Below are 17,357 nucleotides of genomic sequence, written 5' to 3'. Positions count from 1 at the left end.
CCGCCCGTCCGGCTACGCCGGTGACCGCGCCACGCCAGACCATGCCCGCCGGCGGGCTCGCCGGCGGCACCGGTACCCGCCCGGCCGGCGGCGCCGCCCGTGATGGTGCCGGTACCGAGCCGGGCCAGTGGCCGGTGGTGAACGACCCGCGACGGTGGCGGCGATTCGTCCTGCAGGTGATCGAAGCGCACCATCGCGTCACGGTGCCCGGTATCGGCGCCGACCAGTGCTCCTGCGGCCGACCGTTCATGCTGTGCCCGATCGGCCCGCTCGCGCACCAGCTGCTCGGCTGACGCAGGCTCCGACGACGCCCGGTGGGTACGCCCGCCGGGCGTCGTCGTGCGCCGGCGCCCGGGTGCGCCGGCGCGCGTTCGGTGGACGCGGCGGGGAGAACATCCCCCGACACCGGGCACGCACCTGGCACGCCAGTACCATTCGGTCGGTAGCCGATCACACGCTGTGGACACCGAGAGTGCCTTGCGGAGGACGCGATGCAGGTTTGGCCCGGTACCGCCTATCCGCTGGGCGCGAGCTACGACGGGGTCGGCACCAACTTCGCGCTGTTCTCCGAGGTCGCCGAGGCGGTCGAGGTGTGCCTGTTCGACTCCGCCGGCACCGAGCAGCGGGTGAAGCTGCCGGAGAGCGACGGGTTCGTCTGGCACGGCTACCTGCCCGGCATCTCCCCCGGCCAGCGGTACGGGTTCCGGGTGCACGGGCCGTACGAGCCGCGCCGCGGGCTGCGCTGCAATCCCAACAAGCTGCTGCTCGACCCGTACGCGAAGGCGGTCGAGGGCGAGATCGACTGGGACGCGTCGCTGTTCGCCTACCGGCTGGACGACCCGGGCAAGCGCTCGGACGCCGACTCCGCGGCGCACATGCCCAAGTCGGTGGTGGTCAACCCGTACTTCGACTGGGCGGACGACCGGGCGCCGCGCCGGCCCTACCACGAGACGGTCATCTACGAGGCGCACGTGCGCGGCATGACCATGCGCCACCCGGAGGTACCGGAGGAGCTGCGGGGCACGTACGCGGGGCTGGGGCATCCGGCGGTGGTCTCGCACCTGAGCAAGCTCGGCGTCACCGCGATCGAGCTGATGCCGGTACACCAGTTCGTGCACGACGACGCGCTGGTGCGGCGCGGGCTGCGCAACTACTGGGGCTACAACACGATCAGCTTCCTCGCCCCGCACAACGGGTACGCCTCGCGCGGCTCGCGGGGGCAGCAGGTCAGCGAGTTCAAGGCGATGGTGCGCGAGCTGCACATCGCCGGCATCGAGGTGATCCTCGACGTGGTGTACAACCACACCGCGGAGGGCAACCACATGGGCCCGACGCTGTGCTTCCGCGGCATCGACAACCCGGCGTACTACCGGCTGCTGGACGACAGGCCGGAGTACTACATGGACTACACCGGTACCGGCAACAGCCTCAACGTGCGCAACCCGCAGCCGCTGCAACTGATCATGGACTCGTTGCGGTACTGGGTGACCGAGATGCACGTGGACGGGTTCCGGTTCGACCTGGCCGCGACGCTGGCCCGGGAGTTCTACGACGTGGACCGGCTGTCCACCTTCTTCGAGGTCGTGCAGCAGGACCCGGTGGTCAGCCAGGTCAAGCTGATCGCCGAACCGTGGGACGTCGGGCCGGGCGGCTACCAGGTGGGCAACTTCCCTCCACTGTGGACGGAGTGGAACGGACGCTACCGGGACACCGTGCGCGACTTCTGGCGCGGCGAGCCGGGCACCCTCGGCGAGTTCGCCTCGCGCATCTCCGGCTCGTCGGACCTCTACCAGGACGACGGGCGCCGGCCGGTCGCCTCCATCAACTTCGTCACCTGCCACGACGGGTTCACCCTGCACGACCTGGTGTCGTACAACAACAAGCACAACGAGGCCAACGGCGAGGACAACCGGGACGGCGAGAGCCACAACCGGTCCTGGAACTGCGGTGTGGAGGGCGACACCGACGACGAGACGGTGCTCGCGCTGCGGGCCCGGCAGCGCCGCAACTTCCTCGCCACCCTGATGCTGTCGCAGGGCACCCCGATGCTGTGCCACGGCGACGAGCTGGGCCGCACCCAGCGCGGCAACAACAACGCGTACTGCCAGGACTCGCCACTGTCCTGGATGGACTGGGAGTCGGCCGACCGGCCGCTGATCGAGTTCACCGCCCGGCTCGCCGCGCTGCGGGCCGAGCATCCGATCTTCCGCCGCCGCCGGTTCTTCGACGGCCGGCCGCTGCGCCGCACCGCCGAGTCGCCGGTACCCGACGTCGAGTGGTTCACCACCGAGGCGCGGGAGATGACCGAGGACGACTGGGAGACCGGGCTGGGGCGCGCGGTCGCGCTGTTCCTCAACGGCGACGGCATCCGGGAACGCGGCCCGCGCGGCGAGCAGATCACCGACGACTCGTTCATCCTGTGCTTCAACTCGTACTGGGAGCCGGTCACGTTCACCACCCCGGCCGGCGAGTACGGCGAGAAGTGGCGGGTGCTGCTGGACACCGCCGAGCCGACCGGGGACGGCTGGGACGAGGACCAGGTCGCGGAGTCCGGCGGCAAGGTACGGGTCGAGGCCCGGTCGCTGATCGTGCTGATCCGGGCCGTCTGATGGCCACCCCGCGCGCCACCTACCGGGTGCAGGTGCGGCCCGACTTCGACTTCGACGCCACCGCCGGCATCGCCGACTACCTCGCCGCGCTCGGCGTCACCCACCTGTACTCGGCGCCGCAGCTGACGGCCACGCCCGGCTCGGCGCACGGGTACGACGTGGTCGACCACTCCCGGGCCAACCCGGAACTGGGCGGCGAGGACGGCCGGCTGCGGCTGCTGGATTCGTTGCGGCGCAACGGGCTCGGCCTGGTACTCGACATCGTGCCGAACCACATGGGGGTGGCCCGGCCGGAGGTCAACGCGGCCTGGTGGGACCTGCTGCGGCTCGGCCGGGACGCCGAGCACGCCGACTGGTTCGACGTCGACTGGTCCGCCGGGAAGATCGTGCTGCCGGTCCTCGGTGCCGAGCCCGACCCGGCACTGTCCATCGTGGACGACGAGCTGCGCTACCACGAGCACCGGTTCCCGATCGCCCCCGGCACCGGGGGCGGCGACGCGGCCGCCGTGCACGCCCGGCAGCACTACCGGCTGGTGTCCTGGCGCGACGACGAGCTGCTCACCTACCGCCGGTTCTTCGCGGTCACCGAACTCGCCGCGCTGCGGGTCGAGGACCCCGCCGTGCGCGACGCGACACACGCCGAGATCCTCCGCTGGTACCGCGCGGGCGAGCTCGACGGGATCCGGGTCGACCATCCGGACGGGCTGCGCGACCCCGGCGGGTACCTGCACTGGCTCGCCCGCTCGGCGCCGGACGCCTGGCTGATCGTCGAGAAGATCCTCACCGCCGGTGAACGGCTGCCGCACTGGCCGGTCGCCGGCACCACCGGGTACGACGCGCTCGGCGAGGTGACAGGGCTGTTCGTCGACCCGCGCGGCGCCGCGGCGCTCACCGCGGTGGACGAACCGTTCGACGACCTCGCGTACGCCGGCCGCCGGCAGGCGGTCACCGAACTGCTGCGCGCCGAGCTGGCCCGGCTGGTCCGGCTGACACCCGAGCTGGACGCGCCGACGGCCCGGGACGCGCTCGCCGAGATCGCGGCGAACTTCGGCGTCTACCGCTCGTACCTGCCGGCCGGGGTCGAGCAGCTGACCGCCGCGGCCACCGCCGCCGGGCTGCGCCGGCCCGAACTGTCCGGCGCGCTCGCCGCGCTGCTGCCCCGGCTGTCCGACCCGACCGACGAGCTCGCCGCCCGGTTCCAGCAGCTGACCGGCGCCGTGGTCGCCAAGGGCGTCGAGGACACCGCCGACTACCGGTACACCGGGTTCCTGGTCGGCGACGAGGTCGGCGGCACGCCCGACGAGGTGCCCCGCACCGTCGCCGAGTTCCACACCGGCTGCCGGTCCCGGCAGGCCGACCAGCCGGCCTCGATGACCACCCTGTCCACCCACGACACCAAGCGCAGCGAGGACGTGCGGGCCCGCCTCGCGGTGCTGGCCGAGATCCCGGACGAGTGGCTGGATCTCTCCCGCCGGCTGATGGAGGCGGTACCGCTGGCCGACGACGCGGTCGCCCGGCTGCTGTGGCAGACCGCGGTGGGCGCCTGGCCGATCGAGCGGGAGCGGCTGCAGGCGGCACTGCTCAAGTCCGCCCGCGAGGCCAACACCGCGACCAGCTGGCGCGACCCGGACGCCGACTTCGAGGCGGCGCTGGCCGCCGTGATCGACCGGATCCACGACGATCCGTGGCTGCACGACACGCTGGCCCGGTTCGCCGACCGGATCACCCCGTACGGCTGGAGCAACTCGCTCGGCCAGAAGCTCGTGCAGCTGACCATGCCCGGCGTACCCGACGTGTACCAGGGCTGCGAGCTGTGGGACAACTCGCTGGTCGATCCGGACAACCGGCGTCCCGTCGACTTCGCGGTACGCCGGCAGCTGCTCGCCCGGCTCGACGACGGCTGGCGTCCGCCCGTCGACGCCACCGGCGCCGCCAAGCTGCTGGTCACCTCCCGCGCGCTGCGGCTGCGCCGGGACCGCCCCGACGCGTTCTCCCGGTACGAGCCGGTCGCGGTGCGGGGGTCGGCGGCCGAGCACGCGGTGGCGTACGAGCGGGGCGGGGTCACCGTCGCCGTCACCCGGCTGCCGGTCGGGCTCGCCGACCGCGGCGGCTGGCAGGACACCGTCTTCGACCTGCCGTCCGGCGACCACACCGACGTGCTCACCGGCCGTACGTTCGCCGGCACCGTCAAACTCGCCGAACTCCTCGACACCTACCCCGTCGCACTCCTGACACGCTGAGCCTCGCTTTTCCGACGTGGGATCGACCGGTTACTCACGCCGTGTGGCGCTGCCCAGGATGTCGATCCAGGCGTCGTACCGGGCTGTCGAGCCAGAGCTGCTGATGTTCGCCGGTGATGGTGATGCCGAAGCGGTCTCTGCTGGGGCTGCCGAGTTCACGCCAGAGCGCGTATGCGGCAGACAGTTCGTCCGCGAGGTGTCGAGGCCCGCGTTGCTCGGTGATCCCATCGGTGTCGATCATCGCCCAGGAGCCGTCGGCGAGCAGCCAGAGCTGCGGGGGCTCGCCGTTGGGGGTGAAGGTGATCCACCCGGTTCCAGGTACCAGCAGCGCGGCGAGCATGGCGAAGTCGAGATCGTCGAGTGCGTCGGCGGACAGCTCGGCGTGTCTCCGTTCGCCGGCGGGATCGCGCAAGGCGCAGGTGAACCGTTCCTGCGTGGTGCGGCTGGGCTGAACATCGCGGGTGGGCATGAACGCGCCGTACTGCGGCAGGAACTTCCCCTGCGCAGCGTCTCCGTCGACGGTGAGCAGCGCGAGCGCGCCACCGCCGAGCTCGGCGTACAGGTTGAGCAGGATCCGACCGCCGGGCCGGGTCTGCCGGATCCAGGCGGTCGGGACGGTGGGGACGCCGGCGGTGGCGATGACCCGGTCGTACGGCGCCCGGTCGGGCACACCGGCCCGGCCGTCACCGGTGACGATCGTCGGTGCGCGCCCGACCGCGTGGACGGTGCGACGAGCCTGCTCGGCGAGCGCCGGGTCGACCTCGACGCTGGTCACCAGGTCATCGGCCAGCCGTTCGGCCAGCAGCGCGGCGTTGTAGCCGGTACCGGTACCGATCTCCAGCACGCGGTGCCCGTCGCGGATGTCGAGCGCTTCGAGCATGGTGGCCATCAGGCCGGGATCGGAACTCGACGAGGTCGGCGTCCCCGGTCGCGGAGCTCCGCGCGCCTCCGACCAGGCGTCCCGATCGTTGTCGAGCTGGGTGACGATGCTGGCCACCTCGTACACGCGGTCGAGCCATTCCGGGTCGTGGGCCTCGACCGCAGCCCAGTCACCGGTCGGGGTGGGCCAGAAGAACCGCGGCAGGAACAGGTGTCTGGGCACTGCGCGGAAGGCGCGGATCCACGGCTCGGTACGCAACTCGCCAGCGGCGACGAGCCGGTCGACCATGCGAGCGTGTGCGGTGGCCGGGTCAGTCATCGTGTCCTCGTTCCTGCGCGATGGTCAGAGCATCCGCGATAGCCGCGGCGATGGGTAGGCCGGTGGCGTCCTCGATCCACCCCCACTGTCCGTTGGGGTTCACCTCCAAGAACACGTACCGGTCGTCGGGGGTGACGACCAGGTCCAGCGCCCCGAACCGTAAACCCAGTTCGTGCATGAGCCGACCGATCGCGGCAGCGACCGGTTCAGGCAGGTCGGCCACGCTGTAGGAGAGGCAGCCGTAGTCGGCACGCCAGTCGGTACGGCCCGCGTCGCTATCCACGTCGATCCGAGCGGTGAAAAGGCGCCCGTCGACGTAGGTGATGCGAAGCTCGTACGACTTCGGCACCTGTTCCTGGAACAGGTGGGCCGCCAGCCGGATCCCGACCGGATCGAGCTGGTCGACAGAGACCAGTGTGCTGTACAGGATGCGAGGCGCCTGCCCATCGGCGTCGCGGACGATGCTGCTCGACAGCGACTTGCACACCATCTCCCCGCCCAGCCCGGCGGCGAACGTCGCTGCCCGGCCGGCATCGTTGGTGATCATCGTGCGCGGCACGTCCAGACCGACCCGGCGCGCAACGTCGAGCTGGATCGGCTTGTACTCTGCGCGGCCGATCGCAGCCGGATGGTTGAGCCATCGTGGGATCAGTTGCAGCACCCCGCCGAGCCCGCGCAGGCTCTCCCGGCTCGCCCACCGCTGATCGGCGTCGGTGAGCCCAGCCGGATACCGAAACCCAGCCGGCCGCCGATAGTAGGCGCAGCCCACCTCGGCCAGATCCAGGGTGCGGCCGGTGTCGAGGCGAAGGCTGCCGGCCCAGCCATCACCCAACGCCGCGACGAACGTCAACAGCTGCGGCAGGTCCCCCGGGTCGCAGCGAAACACCGGCACGCCGCGCCGGTTCAGCTCGTCGACCACCAGATCGGCGGTCGGGTCGAACCACTGGGTGAGCACCAGAACCGTCCCGGGAGGCCGCATGCTCAGTCTTCCCGCACGTCCGAGTCGCCGTCCTGCGGCGTCCCGTCGCGGCTCGCCGTCGAGGTGCTGGTCCGGCCGTCGGTGTGCCGTGCGAGCGGTACCACCTGGCTCCCGTCGCGTATCAGGGCGATCTGCCGCTCGGTGTCGTAGCTCAACGCCTCCAGATCGATCGCCTCGACCTCGTTCGGCTCGACGGCGAGCGTCGCACCGAACGGCCGAGGCGCCGACGAGACAGCGGTGTCCCCGTGCGGCAGCGCGGTAGGTCGGCCGAGCGAGAACTGGTCGGGTGCGGTCGACAGAGGATCGATCGCGTCGGTCGGGTACATGTCGTCCTCCAAACAGGTCGGTGCGAGCACAGGAGAGGTAGAGCCTTCTCTCACCACTGGTTACCGGGCCGGAAGATCAGCCCGGCAACGGATCCGCCCGCCTGACACGGAACCGGCGGATCTCCCGATCGGCGCACAGCCGGCTCCCCTGCAGGATGTGCACCACGTCCCCGCGCCGCGGGATCATTCCGGTCATCGCGGCCACGGCGCCTCCTCGGCCTCGGTCGTGTCCAGTCCCCAGAGCCGACCGGGTAACAGCCACAGCCGCGACACCGGTCGGCACGACGGCACCAGAGGCACGCCGCAGATGGCGAGGCCGATCGCGCTGCGGCGATGACCGCGGTCACAGCGTGGCTGAACCGTCCCACCGTCAGGCTCCGATCCGTTGCGGGGTCTTGATCGGGTGCATCGAGCCGCTGGGCCGTGGGGCCAGCCGCCGGGTACGGCGGCGGCCGGCCCCACGTGGTGGCCGGGCCACGGTCCGCTCGCGGGTACCGGGGAGTACGCGGACCACGGTCCGGCCGGTCTGCTTGGTCGCCGCGTCGGTTGCCCGCAACGTCCACGTCCTGGAGTGACCGGTGCATATCGGTCACAATGCGGAGAGTGCCATCCCGTGTTCGCCGCGATCCACACGCGGATGCATGGATCGACACCGGTATGCACGGGCGTATAGGCCGTGGGCGGAGAAGGAGAGCAGCATGGTCGAGTCGGTGAGCTGCTCGGTGTGCGGCCGGCCGTTGAGTCGTTGCTCCAAGGCCAGCCGGTGCACCGGCTGCACACCGACGCCCTCGACGCAGGCGGCCGTGCCGGCCGATCTGTACCACAGGCCCGACATGCGGGCCGCACTCGCGGCCGGTGACTGGGCGACGGTGCTGACCACGGTGATCGCCACGGTCGGGCTGAGCCAGACCGCGATCGCTGCCCGCGTCGGGATGTCCCAACCGCAGATCTCCCGGCTCGCCTCCGGGCAGACCCGAGACCCGAGTCTGCGCACCATCCGGGCGTTGTGCGACGGGCTGCAGATCCCGCGCCAGCTTGCCGGGCTGGCCAACCCACAGGAGGACACCACGGACCGCCGACACTTCCTGACCACCAGCCTCGGGGTGGCCGCCGCAGCCACCGCGGTACCAGCGACCACGGGACCGGCCGACGCCGAACGCGCCCTGATGCTGTCCGCGGCGGTGTACCGGCGCGTAGAGCAGCGCACCCCGGCGCGCATGCTCACCCGTCCGGTCAGCGCACACCTGACACTGACACGGCAGCTCGCCGACCGGGCCGGTGGCAACGAACGGTCCCTGCACGCGGTGGTGGCAGAAACCGCCGGGCTCGCCGCATGGCTGCACGCAGACCTGGACGAGGCCGAACCGGCACGACGCTACTACCGACTCGCCGTGACCGCCGCGCGGCAGTCGGGGCACCCGCTGTTGCCGATCTACATGCAGGCATCGCTGGGCCAGTACGCCGTCAGTGCCGGTGACCCGAAGCCGGGCCTGACGCTGATCCGCGACGCCGCGGCACGGCTGCCCCGATTGGCGCCGCCCATCGCGCGCGCCTGGCTGGACGTGCTGGAAGGTGTCGCGATGGCGTACCTGGGCGACCGCGACGGCATGCGGCTGCTGGCGCGCGCCGAACAACGCATCGAGGCCACGCCCGACGCGGCGCCGGTGTGGCCCTGGCTGATGCGCTTCGACGCACCCAAGATCGCTACGTACCGGGCGACCGCGGCGGCGCGCCTCGGACTGGCCCGCACCGCGATGTCGGCGTACCGGGTCGCGTCCGCGATCTCCCGCAGCCCGAAGCAGGAAGCGCTGGCCGCCGTCGAGCAAGCCAGCGTCCTCGCCTCGATCGGCCAACTGGACGAGGCGTGCGCGCTGGGCTGTACCGCGTTCGACACCGCCGCGCGGCTCGGCTCCGAGCGCACCCTGCAGGCCGTACGGCGGTTCCGCGGCACGCTCGCCAGCAACACCGCGGCACCGGTACGTGAACTTGACCAGCGGCTCACCGCCGCCTACACGACAGGGTTGTGATGAGGACGATCGGAATCACCGGTCACCAGGCACTGCCCGACGCAGTCGGCACCGAAGTCGACGCCCGGATCCGGCGCCAGCTCGCCGCGCGCGACGAACCGGTGCACGGCGTCACCTGCCTCGCCGACGGCGCCGACCAGATCTTCGCCCGCGCAGTCCTCGACACCGGCGGCCACATCACCGTCATCGTCCCCGCCGCCCGCTACCGCGACGGGCTCGCCGAGCACGCCCGCCTCAGCTACGACGAACTCCTCGCCCGCGCAGGTTCGGTACATCGCCTGCACCACATCGAATCCACCGAGCAGTCCCACATGGACGCCAGCACCACCATGCTCGGCCGCATCGACGAGCTGTGGGCAGTCTGGGACGGCCAACCCGCCCGCGGCTACGGCGGCACCGCCGACGTCGTCGCACTGGCCCGCGAGCACGCTGTACCGGTCACCGTGTTCTGGCCTGAAGGCGCAAGCCGCGACCGATGAGCTTCCCGCGAACCCGCTCTGCCCGCCATCGCCCTGAACCCACTGATCGCGCATGAGCCGCAAGGCTGGCGGCCCACCACGCTGATCGGGACCATCCGCCGCTACCGAAGCACCGGCTGCTGGCGGGTCTGGCGACTGGCTCCGAGCCGCGAGCGAAGCTGACCCGCGGTGGTAATCACGGATGAGCCCGAACACGAAGGTGACAACGGCAGCGCGGCACGGTAGAGCAACGTACCGCTACCCCCTCGAACTGGGACGAGCCGATTTGCCTGGCAGCGCAGAGGCGCAGGAGGCCAGCCCGGAGATGCACGGACGAGGGACGGGGCGCGACCAATCGGGACATCGGGCGTTAGAGACGACGGTACGTCGTTAGCCGCGCACCGACTGCGATACGACGCAGACGACCTGTCCCTCACAGGAGCCGCCGTGACCCACCGCCGAACCCACCGTGCCCTGGTACTGCTGACCGCCGCGCTCGCCATCGTGTTCACCACCGGCGGCGCCGCGCTGACCACGCGACCGGCGCAGGCCGGGGCCACCACGCCGCAGCTGGTGCGGGACTGGCCGCGGGCCGGCACCCCGAACGTCGCGGACGGTGCGGTGCAGGCGATCGCGCGGATTGGCGACACGATCGTCGCCGGCGGTACGTTCACCCAGGTCGCCGACGCGGGCAGCGACACCGAGCTGTCCCGGCCGTACCTGTTCGCGTTCGACGCGGCGACCGGCGCGGTGTCCACGACGTTCGTACCGGCACTGTCCGGTGAGGTGGACGCGATCGCGCCCGGCCCTGCCGGCACCGTGTACGTGGGTGGCCGGTTCGGCAGCGTCGACGGGGTGGCGCAGAAGGGCGTCGCGCTGCTCGACCTCGCCGACGGTTCGCTGGTGCGGTCGTTCGACCCGCCGTACGTCAACGGGATCGTCACCGAGCTCGCGGTGCAGCGCGGCCGGCTGCTGCTCGGCGGTACCTTCCACACCGTCGGCGGTCTGGCCCGCTCCGGGCTGGCGAGCCTGGACGCCGGCACCGGCGCGCTGGACGACTACCTCGACGTGCAACTGTCCGGGCACCACAACTTCGGTACCGGCGCGGTCGGCACGAAGGCGTGGGCGATCACGCCGGACGGCGCCACGATGATCGTGATCGGCAACTTCCGCACCGCGGACGGGGTGGCGCACGACCAGATCGTCCGGCTCACCCTCGGGTCCGACGCGGCGGGCGTCGATCCGACGTTCGCCACCACGGCGTTCGGCGCGACCTGCAACGCCGGCGCGTTCGACTCCTGGGTGCGGGACGTGGCGATGGCCCCGGACGGCTCGTACTTCGTGGTCGTGGCCACCGGCGGCCCGGGCGGTACCGCGCTGTGCGACTCGGCGAGCCGGTGGGAGACCGACACGGTCGGCGGCGACGTCACACCGACCTGGGTGGACCACTCCGGCGGCGACACGTTCCTGTCGACCACGGTGACCGGCACCGCGGTGTACGTCGGTGGTCACTTCCGCTGGCTGAACAACACCGCGGGGCGCGACTCGGCCGGCGCCGGTGCGGTCGGCCGGGCGAGCGTCGCCGCGCTCGATCCGGTCAGCGGCCTGCCGTACGCCTGGAACCCGGGCCGCAACCCGCGCGGGGTGGGCATCTCCGCGATGGCCGTCACCGACGACTGCCTGTGGCTCGGCTACGACACCGACTTCCTCGGCAACTTCCAGTACCGCCGGGAGCGGATCGGCTGCCTGCCGGTGCGCGGCGGCACCGACCCGGTCGGCACCGCGGTACCCACCCTGCCCGGCACCGTGTACCTGGCCGGCCGGGGCGGCGCGGACACGCTGGCGGCGCGCGGGTACGACGGGGACACCGGGGTCGGCGCCACGAGCACCACGGCCACCGGCGGCGGGTGGCAGCACCTGCGCGGCGGGTTCGTGGTCGGCGGTTTCCTGTACACGCTGGCCGACGACGGCACGCTGGCCCGGCGCCCGTTCACCGGCGGGGTGCCGGGCACGCCGCAGGTGCTCGACCCGTACCACGATCCGTACTGGGACACCGTGTCCACCGGCAGCGGGCAGACCTACCGCGGCTCGCCGTCGCCGTTCTTCGCCGAGCTCGGTTCGGTCACCTCGATCACCTACCGGGCCGGCCGGCTGTACTACACGCTCGCCGGCTCCAGCGCCCTGTACTGGCGGTGGTTCGCGCCGGACAGCGGCGCCGTCGGCGCGGACCGGCACCAGCTGTCCGGCACCTTCGCCGGGGTGCGCGGCATGTTCACCGCCGGCGACTACTGGTACTCGGTGGACGCCGGCGGCACGCTCACCCGGTACCCGATCGTCGGCGGGTTGCCGGCACCGGCCGGGGTGCAGGTCTCGGGTCCGCTGCTGGACGGCCAGGACTGGCGCGCCGCCGCCCTGTTCACCGGCCCCTGACCAACCGGGCCGCCGGGCCCACACGGTCGGAACCTGCCGGGAACGCCGTTCGGCGCAGGGCCGGCCGGTGGTCACTCGTGCTTGCGGGTGACCGATTCGGTGCCGGTCAGGGCGATCTCGGGGCCGTCCGTGCCGGCGACCCACTCGCCGCAGGGACCACCGCCCGCGGCGACCGCCAGCTCCAGCGGGGTGCCGTCCATCCGCAGCGCCGGGTGGTAGTAGCGGGCCACCCGCTCCGCCTCGCCCGAGACGTAGTGGCCGATCAGGGCGCGGCGGAAGCGGTCCGCGCTGGTGTTCGGGAGGCTGCCGTGCACCAGGGACCCGTTGAAGAACAACACGTCACCGGGTCGCATCGGCACCGGCACCGGGCGTTGCCCGGCCAGCGGCACCGTCACGTCGGTGAAGCTCACCGTGGTGTCGGCCTTCTCGGTGCACAGCACCGGCCACCGGTGGCTGCCCGGCACGACCATCATGCAGCCGTTGTCCTCGTCGGCGGCGTCGAGCGCCAGCCAGGCGGCCATGCAGGTACCGGGCTCGGCCCGCAGGTAGAAGTTGTCCTGGTGCAGCGCCTGGCCGCGGGACCCGGCGGGCTTGAAGTACACCATGGACTGCACCGCGTACGGCTCGGTGCCGAGCAGGCCGACCAGCGCGTCGCGCAGCCGCCGGTCGAGCAGCCAACGCAGGGTGGTGTCGTCCCACCGGTGCAGCTGCGCCATCCGCGGGTACCGCCGGAGCGGGTCCCGTGCGCCCGCGTCCACGCCGACCAGGTCGTGCTCGTCGCGGTGCCGGCGCCGTACCGACATGACGTGCTCGCGCAGCTGGGCCGCCTCGTCCGGGGCGAACAGCCCGCGCGCGACCAGGTACCCGTCCCTGCTGAACGATTCGCTCATCGTGATCCTCCCGGCGCTCGGTCCGTACCGCCTAGAATGACCGCCGTAGCGGGGCAGGTGCCATGGATGATCCGCGCGGAGGGTTGCACTTTTGACGCACGCGACGATGCCGACGCCACCCGAGTCCGCACTGCTCGACTGGCCGCCGCCGGTGCTGCGCGCCGTGTCGCCCCCGACGTACTGGCGCTGCGAGGCCGACTGGTCGTGGGACGCGCGGCCACTCCCGGAGTACCTGCTGTGGTGCGTGCTGGACGGCGTCGGTACGTTGCGGTGGGGTGACCGCGCGATCGCGCTGACGGCCGGCAGCTGCGCGGTGTTCGGGCCCGGCGACGCGCCCCGGGCCCGGCACGACCCGCGCCGCCGGCTGCTGGTGTTCGGCATCCACTTCGACGCGTACGACGCGGCCGGCGCGCGGCTGCCCCCGCCCCGGATCGTCCCGCCGCACAACGGATCCGTCACCCACGACCGCGCGCTGGTGGTGGCGCTGGCCCGCCGGGCCGAGGCGGCACACCGGCAGCCCGGCCGGTACGCCGCCCGCACCGTGCTGCTCTGCCTGGAACAGCTGCTCTGTCTACTGTGGACGGATGCCGGCCGGCCGGCGCCGGACCCGGTCGACGCGGTGCTCGACGAGATCGCCGGCGACCTGCGGCACGATCCCGGTCGCCGCTGGACGGTGCCCGAACTCGCCGCCCGCACCAGGCTGTCCCGGGCGCAGTTCACCCGCCGGTTCGCCGCGCGCACCGGGCTGTCGCCCACCCGGTACCTGATCCGGGCCCGGATCGACCGGGCACACGAGCTGCTGACCCGGACCACGATGTCCGCCGCCCGCATCGCGCACGCGCTCGGCTACCCCGACCCGGCGTACTTCGCCCGGCAGTACAAGCAGGTCACCGGCGAACCGCCGAGCCACTCGCGCAACGGTCGCTGACTCAGTACGGCAGGGTGTCGCCCTGGACGGCCTCCACGTCGAGGGTGACCCGGACGGTGCTGCCGACCATCGCGATGCCGGTGGCGAGCGTCTGCGCGAACCGGATCCGGAAGTCCTGCCGGCGCAGCTGCGCGCTGGCGCTGAACCCCGCCCGCACCACCCCGAACGGGTCGGTGTCCACCCCGAGGTACCGCAGGTCCAGCGGCACCGGCCGGGTCTGACCGCACAGCGTCAGGTCGCCCCGCACCGTCCACCGGTCCGGGCCGGCCGGCGTCATCCCGACCCCGCGGTAGGTGATGGTCGGATGCTCGGCGACGTTCAGGAAGTCCGGCGAGCGCAGGTGGTCGTCCCGCATCTTGTTCGCGGTGTCCACCGACTCGGCCTGGATGGTGGCGGTGACGGTGGACGACTCGGTCGGCGAGCCGATCATCAGCGACCCGGCGAACTCGGTGAACCGGCCGCGCACCGACGAGATACCGGCGTGCTGCACGGTGACGCCGACGGTGGTGTGCATCGGGTCGATGGTCCAGACGCCGGGCTCGGGCAGCGTCGTCTCGGTGGCGATCCGGTCCAGCCGCACCGTACCGAGTTCGGCCGGCCGCCCGTCCGGTACCACCACGGCCGTCGCGGACGGGCTGAACCCCGGCGCGGTGAAGATCGCCGTGTACGGCCCGGGCGGCGGCGGGTCGAGCCGGGCGCCACCGTCCTCGTCGGCCACCGCGATCCCGGCCTGCTGGCCGGACAGGTCGGTGAGCGTGAAGATCGCGCCGGCCACCGGCCACCCGTCGCCGGACTCGATCCGTACCGTCAGGGCCTGGCCGGTCATTGCGCGTACTCCTCGTCGACGGTGGCGGCGGTCGCCGGCGAAGCGGCGTACCCCAGTCTGATGTCGTGGTCCTCGACCCGCCCGATGGCGTCCAGCGGCGTGCTGACCAGCGGATAGCCGGACGCGGCGACGGTGTAGTGACCCGGCCGCAGCCCGGTGAACCGGTACCGGCCGGACGCGTCGGAGTAGGTCGTCGCCACCTCGGTACCGGAACTGTCCACGACCGACACCCGGATGTCGGCCAGCGGCCGGCCGTCGGAGTGCCGGGTGGTCCCGGCGAGCGTCAGCGTGCGCGGCGCGAAGGTGACGTCCTGCCGGGCGATTCCCGTCGGCGGCACGTCGACCAGGAGCGCCATCGGTTCGCGCTCCGGCGCCGTCGCGGTCACCGTGTACAGCCCGGGGGTCAGGTCGGTCACGCCGTAGCCGCCGTGCGCGTTGCTGCGCAGCGCGGACACCACCGCGCCGGCCGTGTTGGTGAGGATCACCGTGGCACCGGCCACCGGCGAGCCGTCCGGGTCGGCGACCGTACCGGTCAGCCCGGCCGACGAGGCCAACCGGATGTCGCAGGTGGTCAGCACGCCGTGCACCTCGACGGTGGCGGCGTGCGGCTCGTGGTTGAGGCCGCGCGCGATCACCACGTACCCGCCCTCGGCCGGCATGGTGAGCTGGTAGCCGCCGTCGGCACCGGTCCGGGCGTTGCCCGCCTGCCCGCCCGCCACGTTGATGACGGTCAGGACGGCGTCGGCGAGCGGTTCCCCGGAGCCACCGGTCACCACGCCCCGCAGTACCGGCCGGGCCAGCTGCCGGGACGCGGCGGCGAGCTCCCGCATGTCGATCTCCGACCAGCGCCGCTCGGCCGCCGGTACCGGTTCGTTCCCGGCCGGCGCGGCGCCGCCGATCGACGGGCCGTCCGCGGTGACGGTGCCCCCGATCGCGACGCGGTCCGGTGCCGGCTGCGCCCCGACGGAGCCCAGCGGCCGGCTCGACGCCTCGCCTGGCGACTGGGCGGGTCGCAGTGGGTCACCCGGCGACCGACCCTCGGCGGTGCGGGCCGCCGGGTCCGCCTCGGCCGGCGGGCGCGCCGCGGTCGCCGGATCGGGGGGCGCCGCCGCGGTTCGGCGGGCACGCCGAACCGCGAGCAGAACCAACACGACCAGGACGACGATCACCGCCAGCGCGGCGGCGGCAGCCAACAGCGGCCAGCCGGTCGTCAAGTGCACGGCCATCGTGTGCACGGCTCACCATCCACGTCGTTGCGGACCGGTGCTCGCCGCGAGGCCGGCAGCCGGACCTCATCCCCCGATGCCCGACACTTCGGAAAATGCCGGGACTCTGGCGAACGTAGGAACATCCTGCCTCATCGTCCGGCGCGATGCGCACCCCGCCCGCACTTGGAGGACAACGATGTACCGAGCGGAAGGACGCGAACACGATCCGCCCAACAGGGGGCGTCAGGCGATCCGGACCAGCCGCTTGTCGCTGTACATCCGCTGGTCCGCGCAGCGCACCAGCGCGTCGGCGCGCACCGCCGGGTCGATCGCCACCGCCACGCCGATGCTGGCCGGAGCGTGCAGCGCGCCACCGGCCACCGGGTACGGCTCGCGCAGCACGGCGCGGATCCGGTCCACGATGTGCGCGGCGTGGATGGTGTTGTTCACCTTGCAGACCACCAGGAACTCGTCGCCGTGCAGCCGGGCGGCCAGGTCGCCGGCGCGGGTCACCGAGGCGAGCCGGCGGGCCGCGGCGGCGAGGATCTCGTCGCCGACCTGGTGCCCGTACGAGTCGTTGATCCGCTTGAAGCCGTTCAGGTCGAGGTAGATCACCGCGATGCTGTGGTCGTGGTCGGCCCGCAGGTGGCGCAGCGCGCTGGACAGGTAGGCCACCGCGTGCGCCTCGTTGAACAGCCCGGTCAGCGCGTCGTGGGTGGCCTGGTAGGCGAGCTTGCGCTGCTCACCGGCCTGCTCGGTGACGTCCCAGGCGATCAGGTGGCCGCAGCTGCCGCCGGCGGCGGCGATCAGCTCGGTGCGGGCCTCGATGATGCGGGTGCGACCGGTCGGCAGGGCGAGGCCGTACTGCCCGTTGAGGCGGCCGTCGGCGTAGCCGGGGCTCGGCTGGACCTCGGTGAGCAGGTCGCGCAGCCGCGCGCCGACCAGGCTGGCACGAGACAGACCGGTCAGTCCGACCATGCCGAGGTTGACGTAGTCGATCACACCGGTGTCCAGCGCGTAGACCGCGATCGGATGCGGGGACGACTCCACCAGGGCGTCGAACAACCGAGCCGACGCCTCGGGTGTCGGCCCGCTCTCGGAACTCTCGCCGGGAACCAGCAGGGACATGCTCAACCGCCCAACGGGTGGTTCGATGACTACCGGGACAAAGTGTAGGAGATGTTCAGGCGAAGGTGAAGATCATCAACCTTTCTTCTTCAGTGGATTAACCAGCAACC

Annotated in this window: 15 protein-coding genes; 7 read left to right on the top strand and 8 right to left on the bottom strand. The window is 72.3% G+C overall.

All coding sequences use genetic code 11. From position 1 onward, the window contains the following. The first annotated feature begins 20 nt into the window (after positions 1–20). The 3 genes from NUM_RS13650 to treY all read left to right on the top strand — a co-directional run bounded on the left by NUM_RS13650 (position 21) and on the right by treY (position 4,849). Complete coding sequence (locus NUM_RS13650) at positions 21–293, top strand: hypothetical protein (protein ID WP_207125200.1); 273 nt, start codon at positions 21–23, stop codon at positions 291–293. Between the two features lie 198 nt (positions 294–491). Next, on the top strand, positions 492–2,609 hold the full coding sequence (gene glgX / locus NUM_RS13645) for a glycogen debranching protein GlgX (protein WP_207125199.1): 2,118 nt from the start codon (positions 492–494) through the stop codon (positions 2,607–2,609). After that, the gene (gene treY, locus NUM_RS13640; protein WP_207125198.1) at positions 2,609–4,849 is read left to right on the top strand and encodes a malto-oligosyltrehalose synthase; all 2,241 of its coding nucleotides are present in this window, start codon (positions 2,609–2,611) and stop codon (positions 4,847–4,849) included. The genes glgX and treY overlap by 1 nt, the downstream gene beginning before the upstream one ends. A gap of 34 nt (positions 4,850–4,883) precedes the next feature. On the opposite strand, the gene tgmC is transcribed toward treY, so the two are convergent. From tgmC to NUM_RS37665, 4 genes are all read right to left on the bottom strand, one after another. Then, a complete protein-coding gene (gene tgmC, locus NUM_RS13635; protein ID WP_207125197.1) occupies positions 4,884–6,047 on the bottom strand; it encodes an ATP-grasp peptide maturase system methyltransferase in 1,164 nt (387 codons plus the stop codon). Further along, positions 6,040–7,026, bottom strand: coding sequence for an ATP-grasp ribosomal peptide maturase (tgmB, locus tag NUM_RS13630; protein WP_207125196.1), 987 nt, complete (start codon positions 7,024–7,026; stop codon positions 6,040–6,042). Before tgmB ends, tgmC begins: the two co-directional genes overlap by 8 nt. A 2-nt stretch (positions 7,027–7,028) precedes the next feature. Then, positions 7,029–7,352, bottom strand: a complete 324-nt coding sequence (gene tgmA / locus NUM_RS13625) for a putative ATP-grasp-modified RiPP (RefSeq protein WP_207125195.1) — start codon at positions 7,350–7,352, stop codon at positions 7,029–7,031. 76 nt (positions 7,353–7,428) lie between these two features. Then, positions 7,429–7,557 (bottom strand): hypothetical protein, encoded by a 129-nt coding sequence (locus NUM_RS37665; protein ID WP_263975124.1) that lies wholly within the window; start codon positions 7,555–7,557, stop codon positions 7,429–7,431. A 628-nt stretch (positions 7,558–8,185) separates the two neighbouring features. Between NUM_RS37665 and NUM_RS13620 the strand changes: the two genes are divergently transcribed. The 3 genes from NUM_RS13620 to NUM_RS13610 all read left to right on the top strand — a co-directional run bounded on the left by NUM_RS13620 (position 8,186) and on the right by NUM_RS13610 (position 12,267). Then, complete coding sequence (locus NUM_RS13620; protein WP_207125194.1) at positions 8,186–9,379, top strand: helix-turn-helix domain-containing protein; 1,194 nt, start codon at positions 8,186–8,188, stop codon at positions 9,377–9,379. After that, positions 9,379–9,858 carry a hypothetical protein gene (locus tag NUM_RS13615; RefSeq protein WP_207125193.1) on the top strand — a complete coding sequence of 160 codons (480 nt, stop codon included), beginning with the start codon at positions 9,379–9,381 and terminating at the stop codon, positions 9,856–9,858. Before NUM_RS13620 ends, NUM_RS13615 begins: the two co-directional genes overlap by 1 nt. A 426-nt stretch (positions 9,859–10,284) precedes the next feature. After that, the gene (locus NUM_RS13610) at positions 10,285–12,267 is read left to right on the top strand and encodes a hypothetical protein (RefSeq protein WP_207125192.1); all 1,983 of its coding nucleotides are present in this window, start codon (positions 10,285–10,287) and stop codon (positions 12,265–12,267) included. A gap of 71 nt (positions 12,268–12,338) precedes the next feature. Here the strand turns inward: NUM_RS13610 and NUM_RS13605 are convergent, their stop codons facing one another. After that, positions 12,339–13,157 (bottom strand): phytanoyl-CoA dioxygenase family protein, encoded by an 819-nt coding sequence (locus NUM_RS13605; protein WP_207125191.1) that lies wholly within the window; start codon positions 13,155–13,157, stop codon positions 12,339–12,341. Positions 13,158–13,263: 106 nt separating this feature from the next. Here NUM_RS13605 and NUM_RS13600 point away from each other — a divergent pair, with 106 nt between their 5' ends. Continuing rightward, on the top strand, positions 13,264–14,085 hold the full coding sequence (locus NUM_RS13600) for a helix-turn-helix transcriptional regulator (protein WP_207125190.1): 822 nt from the start codon (positions 13,264–13,266) through the stop codon (positions 14,083–14,085). Between the two features lies 1 nt (position 14,086). Here the strand turns inward: NUM_RS13600 and NUM_RS13595 are convergent, their stop codons facing one another. The 3 genes from NUM_RS13595 to NUM_RS13585 all read right to left on the bottom strand — a co-directional run bounded on the left by NUM_RS13595 (position 14,087) and on the right by NUM_RS13585 (position 17,247). Further along, the gene (locus tag NUM_RS13595) at positions 14,087–14,911 is read right to left on the bottom strand and encodes a YceI family protein (protein WP_207125189.1); all 825 of its coding nucleotides are present in this window, start codon (positions 14,909–14,911) and stop codon (positions 14,087–14,089) included. After that, positions 14,908–16,137 (bottom strand): MSCRAMM family protein, encoded by a 1,230-nt coding sequence (locus tag NUM_RS13590; protein ID WP_207125188.1) that lies wholly within the window; start codon positions 16,135–16,137, stop codon positions 14,908–14,910. The genes NUM_RS13595 and NUM_RS13590 overlap by 4 nt, the downstream gene beginning before the upstream one ends. A gap of 225 nt (positions 16,138–16,362) precedes the next feature. Continuing rightward, positions 16,363–17,247 carry a sensor domain-containing diguanylate cyclase gene (locus NUM_RS13585; protein WP_207125187.1) on the bottom strand — a complete coding sequence of 295 codons (885 nt, stop codon included), beginning with the start codon at positions 17,245–17,247 and terminating at the stop codon, positions 16,363–16,365. Positions 17,248–17,357: the final 110 nt, after the last annotated feature.

Origin of the sequence: Actinocatenispora comari, from assembly GCF_017312725.1 — a bacterium.
GTDB classification, from domain to species: Bacteria; Actinomycetota; Actinomycetes; order Mycobacteriales; family Micromonosporaceae; genus Actinocatenispora; species Actinocatenispora comari.
The sequence above is the reverse complement of the archived record's forward strand: the minus strand, read 5'-3'. Positions and strand labels throughout refer to the sequence as shown.